The following is a 15,563-nucleotide window of genomic DNA, read 5'->3' on the forward strand; positions in this document are numbered from 1 at the left end:
CGTCTCTGCCAACTGAACCATCGCTATCGCGAGCAGACTCCCTCCCACAAGGGTTATTCGTCGTGCAATCAGCCTGCTTTGCGCAACGCCGCATGCTGCGGATTGAAGGTCCACACCGCCAGTAGCGCGAACACCAGAGTCAAGCCCGCGCACACCACCATCGCCAGCAGATTGAACCGTTCATACAACGCATAACGCACCAGCTCCACCCCATGGGTGAACGGACTCACCGCGCACAGCCAGTACAGCCAAGGGCTGGCCTCCAGCATTTTCCACAATGGATACAGTGCCGAGGACAGGAAGAACATCGGGAAGATCACGAAATTCATCACCCCGGCAAAGTTCTCCAGTTGCCGGATGGCATTGGACAGCAGCAGGCCCAGGGCGCTGAGCATCAGGGCCACCAGCAGCAGCGCCGGAAACGCCAGCAGCAGGCCCATGGCCGGTGGCTGGATGCCGTACAGCCAGGCAATGGCGAGAAATGCGTAGACCTGCAACAACGAGATCAGCGAGGTTGCCAGCAACTTGCTCGCCAGCAGAAAGGCCCGCGGCAGGGGGCTGGTGAGCAGCACGCGCATGCTGCCCATTTCCCGGTCATAGACCATCGACAGCGAACCCTGCATGCCATTGAACAACAGGATCATGCAGGCAAGGCCAGGCACGATGTACACCTCATAAGGGATGTAGGTGTCATAGGGGGCAATGATGGCGATGCCCAGTGCCGCACGAAAGCCGGCGGCGAACACCAGCAGCCACAGCAGCGGCCGCACCAGGGCACTGAGAAAGCGCGTGCGTTGTAGCACGAAACGCAGCCATTCACGCACCACGATGCCGCTGAAGCATTGCCAATACGCGTTCATGAGTGAACTCCCGCTGCGGTCAGGTGGGTGAAGGCCGAACCGAGGGTGCCGCCGTGTGCCTGGCTCACGGCGTCGGCGCGTGCGCTGGCGACGAGGCGGCCTTGATGCAGGATCAGCAGATCGTCGCTGGGCTGTACTTCGTCCAGCAGGTGCGTGGTCCACAGCACGCTGATGCCCTCGTGGCACAACTGGCGGACGTGTTGGTTCAGGGCCAGCCGGCTGGCCGGGTCAAGGCCAACGCTGGGTTCATCGAGCAGTAACAGGCGCGGTTCATGCAGCAGCGCCCGGGCGATTTCCACCCGGCGACGATGGCCGCCATTCAGGGCGCGCACCCGTTCGTGGCGCCGCTCGGTCAACTGCTGGCGGGCCAGTTCCGCGTCGATGCGCACACTGCCCTGGCGCCGCGACAGGCCATGCAGCGCGACGTGGTAACGCAGGTTCTGCTCGACACTCAGGTCCAGGTCCAGGGTGCTCTGTTGGAACACCACACCCAATTGGCGCAAGGCCGGCCGCGGCGAGGTCTGCAACGAATGGCCGCCGACCCGGACCTCACCACGCTGCACGTCATACAGGCGCGTGAGCAAAGCAATCAGCGTCGATTTGCCGGCGCCATTGGGGCCCAGCAACGCGGCGAAGCGCCCGGCTGCGAAGTTGAAACTCACCTGCCTGAGGGCTTCGCGCGCGCCGTAGGCGAAGCTCAGGTCGCTGACTTCCAGGGCGTTCATGGCGTCACCACTACACCCCAGGGGTAACGCCCGACTTTCACCGACTTGAGCACTTTGCGGCTCTGCACGTCGATCACCGACACATCGCCGCTGACGCCATTGGTTGCCAGCAGTTGGCGTTGATCGGGGGTGAATGCCAGTTGCCAGACGCGCCGCCCCACCAGCAGGTAATCCAGCACTTCGAAGGTCTTGGCATCGATGACGGCGACGTGATTGGCCGGGCCCAGGGCGACGAAGGCGAGTTTGCCGTCGGCGCTGAGCTTGATGCCCACTGGCTGTACCTTGTCGGGGTGAACGCCCTTGATCTGGAACGTCAGCGTCTTGAGCACCTGGCGACTGGCGACATCGAGAATCGTCAGCGTGCCGCCGATTTCCGCCGAGGCCCAGAGCTGCGAACCGTCACGACTGAACTCGACGAAACGCGGCCGTTGGTCCACCAGTGTGTTGTCGGCCAAGGTCTGGGTGCTGGTGTCGATCCAGTGCAGCATGTTGGTGGTTTCACTGGTGTTGACCGCCCATTTGCCATCGGGGCTGACGGCCATGCCTTCGGGCTCGACGCCGACGCCGATCTGTCCCAGCACCTCGGAAGTCTGGGTGTCGATCACGGTCACCAGGGCATCGTCTTCGTTGGACACGTAGAGCCAGCGGTCATTGGGGTGCAAGGCGAACTGTTCCGGGTCCTTGCCGGAGGGCAATTCCTTGATGATCTTGCGGGTGGCGACGTCCATCACCTGGACCCGGTCCGAATCGCTGGCGCAGATGTACAGCAGGCGGTTGTCGTGGGACAGCAACAGGCCTCGGGGGCGTTGGCCCACCGGCAGGGTCTCGATGACCTCCAGGCTCTGCATGTCAATCAGGCTCAGGCTGTTGTCTTTCTCATTGGAAACCCAGGCGATGCTGGCGGCGGCGGGGCCGGCGACCAACAACGCCGCCGCCAGGGTGAGGGTCTGGCAAAGCAGGGCAGGTTGGAACCGGGTCGGGTCAAGCAGGGGGCGGCGCATGGCGGTTTCCTTATTGTTGTTCTTGAAGGGATCAGGGGTAGCGGCAGCTCACTTCGGGCCGGTCGTAGCCCAGGCTGTCCATTTCGTTGGTAGGGTGCAGAAAACCGTCCTGGGGCGAGGTGCTCACCAGCGCCCGCGGCTGAACCAGGGGAATCGGCTGGCGCAGTTGCCCGTTCCACGGCCGGTAACTGAGCTTGCGCCCCTTGAAACCGTCCAGCGGCAATTGCTCGCTCAGGGCCAGTTGGCGGATGGCCAATGGGTCGTCCTGGCGCAGTTTGCTCACGGCACTGGCGATGCTGCGCACGGCGATCCAGGCGGCGAAATCACGATCATTCATCCAGCGCCCGGCCAGGGCTTCAAAGCGTTTTTGCAGCTGTGCCGCGCCGTAGGTTTCCACGGTCTTGTGCCAGGCGGTGGGGGTCAGGCCTTGCGTGCCGGCCACCGGACGCGGGTACCAGGTCTGGTAGGGCACGTATTCGCCGAAGTCGCCGCGCTCGTCGGCCACCAGCACCACGTCGTATTCGGCGGTCTGGGTGAACAAAGGCATGTCGGCCTGGGCGCTGCGGCGCTGGTCGTTGTCGAACTGCCAGTCTTTTTGCGCGACGACCTTCATGCCGAAACGCTTCATGGCTCGTCGTAGCGCAGCAGCATAGGCCTGGTCCTCGGCCGTCTGGCCGACGATCAGTAATGCCCGCCGCCATTTGCGTACGACGCTGAACTGCACCAGGGCATCGGCGAGCATCGCCCGGTCGGGCAGGCTGTGGAGCACGTTGCCCAGGCAATCGGTGGTGCGCAGGCTGTCGTCGGCGCTGCCGGCATTGAACAGCAGGCTGTCGGGCAGGGCGGCACTGAGTTGGCGCAGGCTGGCGGATGGCGCGTTGACCACAAACAACCGCAGACCCTGGTCATGCTGCGCTCGGGCGGCCTGGAGCAAGGCTTCGGGGCTGTCGACGCTGGCGCTTTGCAGTTGGTAATCGTGCTTGAGAAAACGCCCGGTGCTGTTGCTGTCGACAATCGCCAACTGCGCCCCGCGCAGCCCGGCATCGGCGGGCTCTTCAATGACGTTGGACAGCAGCGGGCCCGGGTCGGGGCGGTAACCCAGGTAGCCGATGCGCACTTGCAGCGGCGCGCCGTCGCCAGCCTGGGCGGCGACCGGCAACCCGGCGCTGGCCGCTGCGAGCAAAGGGATCAAGGCGTAACTGACGAGCCGGCGCATAACACCTCCATTTGCGGGTAGCGCCAGCATAGGAAGCCTGTGTCCAGGGGGAAATATGCAGAAAGTACCGCCGGGCCAGTACCAAGGTAGTAACCCGCTGTCGACGCCGGGGTTTTAGGATGCCAGTCATCGTCATTCATCAGGAGCGGACAGACCGTGCGGATTCTCAAAGCCCTGCTGCTGCCGTTGTTGCTGATCTTGAGTCTGATTGGCGTGGATCGGTTGTCTGGCAAACCAAAGAGCTGCCGCGAACACAAAACCTGCGAGCACAGAGGTTCCCCTGTGGGAGCGAGCCTGCTCGCGATAGCGGTGGTTCAGTCGACAGCGCTGTTGAATGTGCCGATCTCATCGCGAGCAGGCTCGCTCCCACCGGGGTTCTGTGCCGGCCAGGGAATGGGCCGCTAACCATGTCGGCCCTCTGGCGAATCAACCTCTGGGTGACGGCGTTTTTCGCCGTGGTCACCCTGGCTTGTGCGGTCCTGTTGCTGCATCAAGCCATGGCCGATGTGAAACGCGAGCTGCAATCGGCCGAGTCCGTGGTGCATTACCTGAGTGAAACCGCCGAGCGCAACCCGGCCAGTCTCCAGTCGCGGTTGACCGGCAGTCTGCGTCATGTACGGGTGCACTGGTTGGCGGCGGGGCAGATGCACCCGGTGAACAGCGAGGGCGGGGTGAGCGCCTGGCTTGGTCGCTGGTTACTGGGCGACGCTCCGGCTGCCGAGGTGGTGGATTTGCGCGACGGTCGCCGGGCCTGGATCGCGGTCGATCCTCGGGACGAAATCGAAGAAGTCCTCGATTCCCTGGTGCAACTGCTCGGCGTCTGTGCGCTGGCGTTGTTGGTCAGCCTGCTGGTGATCCGCTGGGCGGTGCGCCGGGGTATGGGATTGCTCGATGAATTGCTGCAGGCCCTGCGTCAGGTCTGCGCCGGCGATCTGCGGGTGCGGCTGGCCGCTGATGCTATCCCGGAGGCCCGGCAATTGGCGGTGCATTTCAATCGCATGACCGCTGCCCTGACTCAGGCCCAGGCCGATAACACCCGGCTTACTCAAGCCCTGCTGGCCGTGCAGGAGCAGGAACGCACGCAGCTGGCTCGGACCCTGCACGATGACCTGGGCCAATACGTGGCAGGGATCCGCGCCCGGGCATGCTTGCTGCGGCTGGTGATCGATCAGCCGCCGATGCTGGAGCAGACCGTCAGCCAGCTCGAGGGTCATTGCGAGCATCTGCAACAGGGATTCCGTGCGCTGGTGCAAGACCTGTATCCGGTGGTGCTTCAGCACCTGCCGCTGTCCGAGGCCATCGAGCTGCTGGTGGCTCAGTGGCAACAAAACCAGGGCATCGCCTGTCAGCTGCGGATCAACGCGCCGTTGCCGCCGTTGTCGGGCTCGAACAAGACCCACCTGTATCGCCTGTTGCAGGAAGCGCTGACCAATGTCGTCCGGCATGCCGGCGCCACGCAGGTGCGGATTCGCCTGCACCATCGGGCCGGGCGTTTGCGAGTGCTGGTGCGTGACAACGGCCGGGGAGCGACCGGGCCCCATCGAGCGGGCGTTGGCCTGCACTCGATGTCCGAGCGCGCCCGCAGCCTGGGTGGCGAACTGCGCATCATCAGCCAGCCCGGTGCCGGTTGGGCGCTGGCCTTGAATATTCCCCTGGAGGCGTGATGAACATCTTGTTGGTCGACGATCATGCGGTGGTTCGGCAGGGCTATGCCAGCCTATTGCGGGCGCTGATGCCGGAGCTGCACGTGCGCGAAGCCGCCACCGGTGAGGAGGCGTTGAGTCAAGTGCTGGAGCAGGTGCCTCATCTGGTGATCATGGATTTCGGCCTGCCCGGTATCAGCGGGCTGGAAACCACCCGGCGCCTGCGCCAGCGCCTGCCGCAACTGCGGGTGCTGTTCTTCAGCATGCACGATGAACTGCCATTGGTCCGTCAGGCGCTGGACGCCGGGGCTGCGGGCTACCTGACCAAGAATTCGGCACCTCAGATACTGGTGGAGGCCGTGCGCCGGGTGCTGGCCGGCCATGCCTACATCGAACAAGCCCTGGCCACCCAGTTGGCCTGCGCCAGTACCCGACACGACACCGACCCGCGCTTGCAATGCATGACCCAGCGCGAGCTGGAGATCTTCGTCATGCTCGCCAGGGGCACCCCGGCTCGCACCATTGCCGAACAGTTGTGCATCAGCGCCAAGACCGTGTCCAATCACTTGACGCTGCTCAAGAGCAAGCTGCAGGTCAGTTCCCATGCCGAACTGGTCCACCTGGGGATCGACATGGGCGTGGTGCGGGTGGCGGGGTGAATCCCATCCTTGAAAGCAATACACAACTGTGGCGAGGGAGCTTGCTCCCGCTGGGCTGCGAAGCAGCCCCAATACCAATCGCTTCGGTGCATCAGGAAGATTGAGTTGTCTGGATGGGGGCTGCTGCGCAGCCCAGCGGGAGCAAGCTCCCTCGCCACGGGATCTGTGTCGGTCCTTGAATGGGTACTAATCCCAAGTCGTCGGGCAACCCGTACACCCTTGCATATTCGCATCCTGAAAATTCCCGTAATGCTGGCGTGAACCGCTCATGTCGGCGTCTTCCAGGTTGCTTTCGCCAAGCTTGGCTTCCTGCAGGTTGGCGTCGCGCAGGTCGGCGCCCTTGAGATCTGCCTTGCTCAGCCAGGCCATTTCCAGGTCGGCGGCTTGCAGGTTGGTTTCGTGCATTCGGGCGCCGGACAGCCGGGCGAATTGAAGATACGCGGCGCTCAGGTCGGCTTTCTGGAACTGCGCGCCCTGGGCAAACAGGCCCCAGCCCTGGATAGCCTTGAGCGTGGCCCCACTGAAGTCCGCCAGGCGCAGGTTGCTTTGCTGCAAGCTGGCTCGGGTCAGGTTGGCGCCTTGCAGACGGGCTTTTTCCAGATTGGCCAGGTCCAGCCGCGCATGGCGCAGATCGGCGCCCCGCAGGTCGGCACCGCTGAGGTTCATTTTGCGCAGGTCCTGGTTGGCCAGCCGGGCGCCGCGAAGGTCGGCGCCGGGGCATTGGCTGGACTCGGCGATGATGCAGCCGTTGATGGTCAGGGGCATGTCGGGGTCGGCGGCGCTGGCATTTGCGGCGAACACGATCAATAAAACCAGTGGATAGTTCATGGCAGGAACTCGAGTTAACTGTGGGAGCGAGCCTGCTCGCGATTGCGGCGGTACATTCAACATCACTGCCAACTGAACCACCGCTATCGCGAGCAGGCTCGCTCCCGCAAGGGATCTTTGCTGGACACAGAATCTGTGTCCAATGAGATCAAGAGTGGGAGCGAGCCTGCTCGCGAAGCCGTCGGTACATTCAACATCACTGCCAACTGAACCACCGCTATCGCGAGCAGGCTCGCTCCCACAAGGGTTATTGGCGGGCCACCTTGTTATCCCAACTCGGAATCTTGAACACCCAGAACGACCCACCCTGGGCCACCGGCTTGGTCAGCTCGGCCATGTCGCCGCCCCACAACGGCACGGCGCCGCCGTAGCCGACGGTCACGCCGATGTACTGTTCGCCGTCCTGTTCCCAGGTGATGGGCGGGGAGACGATGCCGCTGCCGGTCTGGAACTTCCACAATTCCTGGCCGGTCTTGGCGTCGAAGGCCTTGAAGAAGCCGTCGCCGGTGCCGGTGAACACCAGATTGCCCTTGGTGGCGAGCACCCCGGCCCACAGCGGCAAGGCTTCCTTGTGTTCCCAGACCACCTTGCCGGTGGTGGGGTTCATCGCCCGCAGGCTGCCGACGTGATCGTCATACATGCGCTTGATGCGAAAGCCCATGCCCAGGTAGGCCGAGCCTTTCTTGTAGTTAACCTCTTCGGTCCAGTATTCCTCCTTCCACTGGTTGCCCGGCACGTAGAACAGCCCGGTGTCCTGGCTGTAGGCCATGGGATTCCAGTTCTTGCCACCCAGGAAAGGCGGTGAGACCTCCACCGGTTTGCCCTTGGTTTCACCCGGCAGTGGCTTGGCCGGACGCTGACCTGGATTTTCCACCGGGCGGCCGGTCTTCAGGTCGATGTGGCTGGCCCAGGTGATGTTGTCGACGAAAGGGAAGGCGTTCTGCAGCTTGCCGTTGTTGCGGTCCACGACGTAGAAAAAGCCGTTGCGGTCGGCGTGGGCGGTGGCCTTGACCAGCTTGCCGTCCTTGTCTTTGTAGTCGAACAGCACCAGCTCGTTGTTGCCGGAGAAATCCCAGGCATCGTTGGGCGTGTGCTGGTAGAACCACTTCACCTCGCCGGTACTCGGGTCGACGCCCACCTGGCCGGAGGTGTAGAGGCTGTCGTAATCCTGCGGGTTGCCATCCTTGGCCGTGCGCGCCCAGGTGTTCCATGGCCCCGGATTGCCGGCGCCGACGATGATGGTGTTGGTTTCGGGGTCGAAACTGGCGCTCTGCCAAGGTGCGCCGCCGCCGTGGCTCCAGGCCTCGACCTTGCCGGTTTCGGTGGTTTTGTCGTCGGGCCAGGACGGTGCTTTCACATCGCCGGTCGGCGTGCTGTCCTTGCCGTTGAGACGGCCCATGTGGCCTTCGACGAAAGGCCGCATCCAGACTTCTTCACCGGTGTCCGGGTCCCGGGCGAACAGTTGCCCGACCACGCCGAACTCATCCCCGGAACTGCCATGGATCAACAGCACCTTGCCGCTGGTTTTATCCTTGATCAGTACCGGGGCTCCGGTCATGGTGTAGCCGGCCGCGTGATCGCCGAACTTCTTGTTCCACACCACTTTGCCGGTGTTTTTATTCAGGGCGACCACCCGCGCATCCAGCGTGCCGAAGTAGATCTTGTCGCCGTAAATGGCCGCGCCCCGATTGACCACGTCGCAGCACGGGCGAATGTTGTCCGGCAGCCGATGGCTGTAGGTCCACAGGCGTTTGCCAGTCTTGGCGTCGAGGGCGAACACCCGCGAGTAAGAGCCGGTGACGTACACCACGCCGTCGCTGACGATGGCCTGGGACTCCTGGCCGCGCTGCTTTTCGTCGCCGAATGAATAAGACCAGGCCGGCGTGAGCTTGAACACGTTCTTGTCATTGACCTGGGCCAGCGGGCTCCAGCGCTGGGCGTTGGTGCCCATGCCGTATTGCAATACGTCGCGGGTGGTCAGGTGGTCGTTGGCGATGTCTTCCCAGGTGACTGCTGCGTTCGCCTGCGGAGTCAGGGACAGGCTGCCGGCCAGCAGCAAGGCAACGGTCAGGGAAGAGAGGGCGGGGAGCGTTTTTATTGTCATGGTGGGCATTCCCAGTGAGGTTTTGGCCTGACTAGGTTGGGTCGCGTCAGGGCTCTACCGATACGGAAAAAGTCCCGCCCTTGCCGGGAAGACTTCCCGAACCGGCTGTCTTTGCGAACCGCGCCGGATGACCCGCTACCAAGGAACTAGAGTGCGGCCACCAAAGCAGCATTCGGCTGGGGTGCAGGCGTTCCTAAGATGACGGCACGGCCTCTGTAGAGAGGTCTTGCGTGCAAATTCGAGGGCATAACAATGACAACAAAACGCAACGCCATCATCGCTACCGCATTGCTGATAGGGCTGACCGGCGCAGGCTCCGTGTGGGCCCATGGCAACGTAGTGCCCCAGGCAGTGGAAACCAAAGGGCTGACCCCGATCAAGGACACCGGCCTGCCGTTGGATGGCGATGGTTGGGTCGCCCAGAACCCTTACCGCAGTTCTCCTGAGCGAGACAAAGCGGTGGAAATCGGCGCCTCGGCCTACAACCAGAACTGCGCCGCGTGCCACGGCCTGGAAGCCAAGTCCGGCGGGATCGCGCCGGATCTGCGCATGCTGGATGCCGCCGAAGCCGGAGATGAGTGGTTTGTCGAGCGCGTGCGTCACGGCGCGGTGCGCGACGGCCGGGTCTACATGCCGAAAATGGCGGACTATTTGAGCCAGGAAGCCTTGTGGGCGGTGCGCACCTATCTCGACAGCGTGCACGTCGAGGAGTGATCGCCATGCGCCTGTTCGCGTGGATATTCTGCAGCCTGTTGCTGTGTGGCCAGACGGTTCAGGCACAGGTGCGTAACTACGACGAAATGATCGCCGCCGGCGAGCTGAAAGTGGCGGTGTACAAGGATTTTGCCCCCTATAGCTTCGAAGACCACGGTCAGCCTCGGGGCGTGGATGTGGAGCTGGCCCAGGCCCTGGCCAAAGCCCTTGGCGTGCGCCTGCGATTGATCTGGGCGCCGCCCGGCGAAAAGCTCGATGACGACCTGCGCGATTACATCTGGCGCAGCAGCGCCCTGCATGGTCGGCAACTGGCCGACCTGATGATGCGCGTGCCTTACGATCGCGACTACGTGCAAAAGCGCAACGACATCGGTGAACTGGAAAACGCCCAGGTCGCCATGTTCGGGCCTTATCAGCAGGAGTGCTGGCAAGTGGCGTACGACCGCCGCCGGCTTGAAAGTGTAGGCAGTGTCGCGGTATTCCAGCAGCACCCCATTGGCGTTGAAGTCGACAGCGTGCCGTCGTTCTACCTGACCTCGGTGTTCAACGGCATGCTCAGCGCCAGGACCCATCACTTCCCCGGCGTAGGCCAGGCGTTCAAGGCCATGCGGGCCGGGCAGGTCGACGCGGTCATGGCCATGCGCGGGGAGATCGACTGGCAACTGCATGAGGCGGCCGATCCGCAACTGGCATTGGCCGAAAATGCTTACCCGAACATGGGCAAGCAACGGTGGGAAATCGGTATGGCGGTGCATGAGAGCAACCGGCAGTTGGCTTATGCGGTAGAAGAAGCGCTGGAAGGGTTGATCCGCGACGGCAGTCTCAAAACCATCTATGCCCATTACGGCCTGCGTTACGAAGTGCCCGAGATGTATCAATAGGAGCGCAGGGATGAACTGGCGAGCGTGGGGTCTGCTGTTGTGCTGCCTGCCGTTGACGGCGACGGCGCTCGAGACCGGGAAGGACCCGGTGCCCTCGGTGATGTGGGCCTTCTATCACAAACAACTGCTGGCTGAGGCGCCCTTCGTGTTCGATGACCGGGTCCGATTGCTGGCGCCGCCTTTTGCCGAAGACGCGCGCCAGGTGCCGTTGCAGATCGATGCCCGCGCATTCACCGGCGACGTGGTGCGCATGCTGGTTTGGGCCGAATTGAACCCACTGCCCAAGATCGTCGATTTCCAGCCGGGGGAGCGGGTGCTGCCCTGGCTGTCGATCCGCATTCGCATCGAGCAGGCCACGCCGTTGCGCGCCGCCGTGCAGACCCGTGACGGCCTGTGGCACGTCGGTTCGACGTTGATCGACGCGGCCGGTGGCGGCTGCACCGCGCCAAGCGTGGTGCGGACCCAGCCGGGCTGGGAAGAACACTTGGGCGAAGTGCTGGGAGCTCGGTACCCCCGAGGTGAAGACAGCCGCCTGCGCCTGCAAGTCGCCCACCCGATGGACAATGGGCTGGTGAGCGGCATCCCGGAGTTTTACCTCAACCAGGCGCAGTTGCTGGACGACGACGGCCAGGTGCTGGCGCGCCTGGAGCTGTTCCCGGCCGTCAGCGAAAACCCCAACCTGAGCTTCGACATTCAAGGCCCCGGGCAGACCCGCCTGTTGTTGCGTGACAACAGCGGCAATGAATTCGAGGCAACGGTCCCCTGACCACAAGGAGCGCGCCATGCGTTGGTTGTTGCTGATCTGGCTGGGCCTGTGCCTGCCGACATGGGCCGCAGCGGACTATTCACTCAAGCCCCGGCAGATCGCCGAAGGCACCTGGCTGCTGGAAGGCAGCACGGACAATTTTGCCAAGGCCAACGGCGGCAACATCGTCAACACCGCTTTTATTGTCACCGAGGCCGGCGTGGTGGTCATCGACAGCGGCCCGTCCCGGCGCTACGGGCAGGCCTTGCGCCAGGCGATTGCCGCGATCACCGATAAGCCGGTAGTCCAGGTGTTGCTGACCCATCATCACCCCGACCATGTCTTGGGCAACCAGGCCTTCAGCGACGTCTCCATCGGCGCGCTGGCGGGGACCACGGATCTGTTGCGCCAGCAGGGCGATGCCATGGCCGAGAACATGTACCGGCTGGTCGGTGACTGGATGCGTGGCACCGAAGTGGTGTTGCCAAACCAAGTGCTGGTTCCCGGTCCGCTGAAGGTCGGCAACCATTCGTTGCGTCTGCTGGCATTGGCCGGGCACACCGGGGCGGACCTGGCGATCCTCGATGAAACCACCGGCGTGTTGTTTGCCGGCGATCTGGTGTTCTACGAACGAGCCCTGACCACCCCGAACAGCCCCGGTCTGGAGGTCTGGCTCAAGGATCTGGACACCCTGCAAAGCCTGTCGTGGAAGCAGATCGTACCCGGCCATGGTCCAGTGGCGAGCGATGCCCGGCCTTTCTTGCAAATGCGCGACTACCTCAGCTGGCTCGACCAACTGATGCGCGACGGCGCGGCCCGGGGCGATGACATGGCCGAGATGATCCGCAGCCCCATCCCCGAGCGTTTTGCCGGAATCAGCTTGAGTCGGTATGAGCTGATTCGCAGTGTCAGTCATCTTTATCCGCGTTATGAGCGGGTAGGGATGAAGCGAGTAGATGCCAAGATTGAGTAGTCCCGGCAAATCCCCCGGCTAGCGCCAAAAATGAAAAAAGGCGGGCCTTGGTCTAAGGTCATTGTTAAGGACACAGCAGGGGTGTGGTGCCTGAAAAAATAGCCGAAGTCGCGGAACCGAAGATGTCATGGCCGCAGAGTGCTTTCTACGCAAGGCAGAACTCTGGAGCAGCGATGAAATGACCATCACAAAAATCCTCCACGACAAAGTCCACGCCAATGGCATCGAAATGCACTATCGGTTTACCGGGCAAGGGGCACCGATCGTCCTTCTCCACGGCTGGCCACAACACTCTCTGATGTGGAATCGGGTCATGGCGGAACTCGCCGACCAGTATCTAATCATTGCCCCTGATCTGCGCGGAGCCGGAGGATCGTCGATTACGCCCGGGGGCTACGACAAGCGGACCATGGCGCGCGATCTACGAGCCCTCATCGAGAAGCTCAACCTGGGGCCGGTCTTCCTTGTGGGCTACGATCACGGTGTTGGCGTTGCTTACCAATATGCCGGCGCGCACCCCAACGAGGTTCTACGGCTGGCCCTCGCCGAATATGCGCTGCCGGGGTTCGGCTACGAGGCCAAGCTGACGCCATCTCGAGACTGGGACGTCGCCAGTAGCTGGCAACTCAGCTTCTTCACTCAGCCCGATGTTGCGGAAATGTTCATTCGCGGAAAGGAGCGCGAGCTGCTCTCCTGGTTTTTCTGGAAGATGTCCGCCAACCCTGAGGGCGTGAGCGGCGAGGACTTCGAGGAATATGTCCGGCAGATCATCAAACCAGGCGCGCTGCGAGCGGGCCTCAATTACTACGCTGCGGTCTGGCAGGACATGGACGACCATTCCGAAACCGCTCGGCGGGGCAAACTGCAGATGCCCGTGCTCGGCATTGGTGGTCGATGGGGGTTCGCCGAGAAGACCAGCCTGCTCCTCGAACCGGTGGCGCAGCACCTGAGTGGGACCGTCATTGAAGGTGCCGGACACTGGCCGGCCGACGAACGTCCCGACGAATTCGCCCGAATCTTGCGCGATTTTTTCCAAGCCGACTCGCCCTGAAGCCGGCATGCCGTTCACGCAAGGCTGGCGCCACCTTACCGGCTTCCTGAGGGAACAGCGTTGTAACGGTCCAATCCGGTCTTCACATGTACCAAGGAACTAGAAAACTCAACACAGCGGGCAATTGTTGACGACGGCCCCAAGGCCAAGAATCTGCGGCAGACCGGGAAAATTTCCCGGGTATAACAATAACCGCAGAGGTAGCCGTCATGACTCATCCCGCACGTCGCCAGCCCTTCGCCGTGAGCCTGCTGCTCAGTGCCATGCTGCTGTCCGGTTCGGCCTTGGCCGCCGTGACCGATCAGGAAATTCTCCAGGACCCGAAAAACCCGCAGCAGGTCGTGACCAACGGCCTCGGCGTGCAAGGCCAACGCTATAGCCCGCTCGACACGCTGAACGTGAATAACGTCAAGGATCTGCGTCCGGTCTGGGCGTTCTCCTTCGGCGGCGAGAAGCAGCGCGGCCAGCAGGCCCAGCCGATGATCAAGGATGGGGTGATGTACCTCACCGGTTCCTACTCGCGGGTGTTCGCGGTGGATGCACGCACCGGCAAGAAGCTGTGGCAATACGATGCGCGCCTGCCCGATGACATTCGCCCTTGCTGCGACGTGATCAACCGTGGCGTGGCGCTGTATGGCGACCTGGTGTATTTCGGCACCCTGGACGCCAAGCTGGTGGCCCTGAACAAGGACACCGGCAAGGTGGTGTGGAGCAAGAAAGTCGCTGACCACAAGGAAGGCTACTCCATCAGCGCCGCACCCATGATCGTCAATGGCAAGCTGATTACCGGCGTGGCGGGCGGCGAGTTTGGCGTGGTGGGCAAGATCAGCGCCTACGACCCGAAAAACGGCGAGCTGCTGTGGACCCGTCCGACCGTGGAAGGGCACATGGGTTATGTCTACAAGGACGGCAAGGCTATTGAAAATGGCATTTCCGGTGGCGAAGCCGGCAAGACCTGGCCGGGGGATCTCTGGAAGACCGGTGGTGCCGCGCCCTGGCTGGGCGGCTACTACGACCCGGAAACCAATCTGCTGCTGTTTGGCACCGGTAACCCGGCACCGTGGAACTCCCATCTGCGCCCCGGCGACAACCTCTATTCCTCGTCGCGCCTGGCCCTTAACCCGGACGACGGCAGCATCAAATGGCACTTCCAGAGCACCCCTCACGACGGCTGGGACTATGACGGCGTCAACGAACTGATCTCCTTCAACTACAAGGAAGGGGGCAAGGACATCAAGGCTGCGGCCACCGCCGACCGCAACGGCTTCTTCTACGTGCTCGATCGCACCAACGGCAAGTTCATCCGCGGCTTCCCGTTTGTCGACAAGATCACCTGGGCCAGCGGCCTGGACAAGGAAGGGCGGCCGATCTACAACGAGGCCGGCCGTCCGGGCGCGCCGGGCAGCGAAGCCAAGGGCAGCTCGGTGTTTGTCGCGCCGGCGTTCCTCGGGGCGAAGAACTGGATGCCCATGGCCTACAACCAGGACACCGGGTTGTTCTACGTGCCGTCCAACGAGTGGGGCATGGACATCTGGAACGAGGGTATCGCCTACAAGAAGGGCGCGGCGTTCCTGGGGGCCGGTTTCACCATCAAGCCGCTGAACGAGGACTACATCGGTGTGCTGCGGGCCATCGACCCCAAGACTGGCAAGGAGGTCTGGCGTCACAAGAACTTCGCGCCGCTGTGGGGCGGAGTGCTGACCACCAAGGGCAACCTGGTGTTCACCGGCACGCCTGAAGGATTCCTGCAGGCCTTCAACGCCAAGACCGGGGAAAAGGTCTGGGAGTTCCAGACCGGCTCCGGTGTGCTCGGTTCGCCCATCACTTGGGAAATGGATGGCGAGCAATACGTCTCCGTGCTCTCGGGCTGGGGTGGCGCGGTGCCGTTGTGGGGCGGCGAAGTGGCCAAGCGCGTGAAGGACTTCAACCAGGGCGGCATGCTCTGGACCTTCAAGTTGCCGAAAGAGTTGGTGGCCAAGCGCTGAGCCAACCTTGGCAAATGTAGAACCTGTGGGAGCGAGCTTGCTCGCGATGGGGCCAGAACATCTTGCATCGATGGTGACTGATCCGCCGCCATCGCGAGCAAGCTCGCTCCCACATAAAAGCTCCGATTCATCCTCGGATCGCGGCAAAACCTACGACCAAATAACGAGAGCCCCCCTG

At 62.9% G+C, this 15,563-nt stretch carries 14 protein-coding genes; 8 read left to right on the plus strand and 6 right to left on the minus strand.

Going from position 1 to position 15,563, the window contains the following annotated elements; all coding sequences use genetic code 11:
• Positions 1-68: 68 nt before the first annotated feature.
• The 4 genes from GKKCFE_RS09985 to GKKCFE_RS10000 are packed head-to-tail and all read right to left on the minus strand — an operon-like array spanning position 69 to position 3,802.
• Positions 69-860, minus strand: a complete 792-nt coding sequence (locus GKKCFE_RS09985; protein WP_076385171.1) for an ABC transporter permease — start codon at positions 858-860, stop codon at positions 69-71.
• Positions 857-1,585: an ABC transporter ATP-binding protein gene (locus GKKCFE_RS09990; protein WP_316912986.1), complete on the minus strand. Its 729-nt coding sequence runs from the start codon at positions 1,583-1,585 to the stop codon at positions 857-859. Before GKKCFE_RS09990 ends, GKKCFE_RS09985 begins: the two co-directional genes overlap by 4 nt.
• Complete coding sequence (locus tag GKKCFE_RS09995; RefSeq protein WP_047228996.1) at positions 1,582-2,586, minus strand: YVTN family beta-propeller repeat protein; 1,005 nt, start codon at positions 2,584-2,586, stop codon at positions 1,582-1,584. Before GKKCFE_RS09995 ends, GKKCFE_RS09990 begins: the two co-directional genes overlap by 4 nt.
• Positions 2,587-2,617: 31 nt before the next feature.
• Positions 2,618-3,802 carry an ABC transporter substrate-binding protein gene (locus GKKCFE_RS10000; RefSeq protein WP_274090830.1) on the minus strand — a complete coding sequence of 395 codons (1,185 nt, stop codon included), beginning with the start codon at positions 3,800-3,802 and terminating at the stop codon, positions 2,618-2,620.
• Between the two features lie 407 nt (positions 3,803-4,209).
• On the opposite strand from GKKCFE_RS10000, the gene GKKCFE_RS10005 reads away from it, so the two are divergent.
• Entirely contained in the window at positions 4,210-5,466 is a 1,257-nt protein-coding gene (locus tag GKKCFE_RS10005; protein ID WP_445577804.1) for an ATP-binding protein, read from the plus strand.
• Positions 5,466-6,104: a response regulator gene (locus tag GKKCFE_RS10010; RefSeq protein WP_047229000.1), complete on the plus strand. Its 639-nt coding sequence runs from the start codon at positions 5,466-5,468 to the stop codon at positions 6,102-6,104. The genes GKKCFE_RS10005 and GKKCFE_RS10010 overlap by 1 nt, the downstream gene beginning before the upstream one ends.
• 186 nt (positions 6,105-6,290) lie before the next feature.
• Here GKKCFE_RS10010 and GKKCFE_RS10015 read toward each other — a convergent pair whose 3' ends face one another.
• Together GKKCFE_RS10015 and exaA are read right to left on the minus strand one after the other, a co-directional pair.
• A complete protein-coding gene (locus tag GKKCFE_RS10015) occupies positions 6,291-6,932 on the minus strand; it encodes a pentapeptide repeat-containing protein (protein WP_310662926.1) in 642 nt (213 codons plus the stop codon).
• A 247-nt stretch (positions 6,933-7,179) separates the two neighbouring features.
• A complete protein-coding gene (gene exaA, locus GKKCFE_RS10020; protein ID WP_047229002.1) occupies positions 7,180-9,036 on the minus strand; it encodes a quinoprotein ethanol dehydrogenase in 1,857 nt (618 codons plus the stop codon).
• A gap of 252 nt (positions 9,037-9,288) precedes the next feature.
• Between exaA and pedF the strand changes: the two genes are divergently transcribed.
• From pedF to GKKCFE_RS10050, 6 genes are all read left to right on the plus strand, one after another.
• A complete protein-coding gene (gene pedF / locus GKKCFE_RS10025; RefSeq protein WP_160892508.1) occupies positions 9,289-9,750 on the plus strand; it encodes a cytochrome c-550 PedF in 462 nt (153 codons plus the stop codon).
• 5 nt (positions 9,751-9,755) lie between these two features.
• Complete coding sequence (locus GKKCFE_RS10030; protein WP_047229004.1) at positions 9,756-10,631, plus strand: substrate-binding periplasmic protein; 876 nt, start codon at positions 9,756-9,758, stop codon at positions 10,629-10,631.
• Positions 10,632-10,641: 10 nt separating this feature from the next.
• Positions 10,642-11,397, plus strand: a complete 756-nt coding sequence (locus GKKCFE_RS10035) for a quinoprotein dehydrogenase-associated SoxYZ-like carrier (protein ID WP_188251611.1) — start codon at positions 10,642-10,644, stop codon at positions 11,395-11,397.
• Between the two features lie 16 nt (positions 11,398-11,413).
• Positions 11,414-12,349, plus strand: coding sequence for a quinoprotein relay system zinc metallohydrolase 1 (locus GKKCFE_RS10040; RefSeq protein ID WP_076385153.1), 936 nt, complete (start codon positions 11,414-11,416; stop codon positions 12,347-12,349).
• 178 nt (positions 12,350-12,527) lie between these two features.
• A complete protein-coding gene (locus GKKCFE_RS10045) occupies positions 12,528-13,400 on the plus strand; it encodes an alpha/beta fold hydrolase (protein ID WP_188251610.1) in 873 nt (290 codons plus the stop codon).
• A gap of 209 nt (positions 13,401-13,609) precedes the next feature.
• Positions 13,610-15,385: a PQQ-dependent methanol/ethanol family dehydrogenase gene (locus GKKCFE_RS10050; RefSeq protein WP_076385149.1), complete on the plus strand. Its 1,776-nt coding sequence runs from the start codon at positions 13,610-13,612 to the stop codon at positions 15,383-15,385.
• Positions 15,386-15,563: the final 178 nt, after the last annotated feature.

This window comes from Pseudomonas sp. E141 (assembly GCF_052659885.1).

Coding starts and splice junctions, on each gene's coding strand:
- GKKCFE_RS09985 (WP_076385171.1), bottom strand. CDS start 860: ATGAACGCGTATTGGCAATGCTTCAGCGGCATCGTGGTGCGTGAATGG.
- GKKCFE_RS09990 (WP_316912986.1), bottom strand. CDS start 1,585: ATGAACGCCCTGGAAGTCAGCGACCTGAGCTTCGCCTACGGCGCGCGC.
- GKKCFE_RS09995 (WP_047228996.1), bottom strand. CDS start 2,586: ATGCGCCGCCCCCTGCTTGACCCGACCCGGTTCCAACCTGCCCTGCTT.
- GKKCFE_RS10000 (WP_274090830.1), bottom strand. CDS start 3,802: ATGCGCCGGCTCGTCAGTTACGCCTTGATCCCTTTGCTCGCAGCGGCC.
- GKKCFE_RS10005 (WP_445577804.1), top strand. CDS start 4,210: ATGTCGGCCCTCTGGCGAATCAACCTCTGGGTGACGGCGTTTTTCGCC.
- GKKCFE_RS10010 (WP_047229000.1), top strand. CDS start 5,466: ATGAACATCTTGTTGGTCGACGATCATGCGGTGGTTCGGCAGGGCTAT.
- GKKCFE_RS10015 (WP_310662926.1), bottom strand. CDS start 6,932: ATGAACTATCCACTGGTTTTATTGATCGTGTTCGCCGCAAATGCCAGC.
- exaA (WP_047229002.1), bottom strand. CDS start 9,036: ATGACAATAAAAACGCTCCCCGCCCTCTCTTCCCTGACCGTTGCCTTG.
- pedF (WP_160892508.1), top strand. CDS start 9,289: ATGACAACAAAACGCAACGCCATCATCGCTACCGCATTGCTGATAGGG.
- GKKCFE_RS10030 (WP_047229004.1), top strand. CDS start 9,756: ATGCGCCTGTTCGCGTGGATATTCTGCAGCCTGTTGCTGTGTGGCCAG.
- GKKCFE_RS10035 (WP_188251611.1), top strand. CDS start 10,642: ATGAACTGGCGAGCGTGGGGTCTGCTGTTGTGCTGCCTGCCGTTGACG.
- GKKCFE_RS10040 (WP_076385153.1), top strand. CDS start 11,414: ATGCGTTGGTTGTTGCTGATCTGGCTGGGCCTGTGCCTGCCGACATGG.
- GKKCFE_RS10045 (WP_188251610.1), top strand. CDS start 12,528: ATGACCATCACAAAAATCCTCCACGACAAAGTCCACGCCAATGGCATC.
- GKKCFE_RS10050 (WP_076385149.1), top strand. CDS start 13,610: ATGACTCATCCCGCACGTCGCCAGCCCTTCGCCGTGAGCCTGCTGCTC.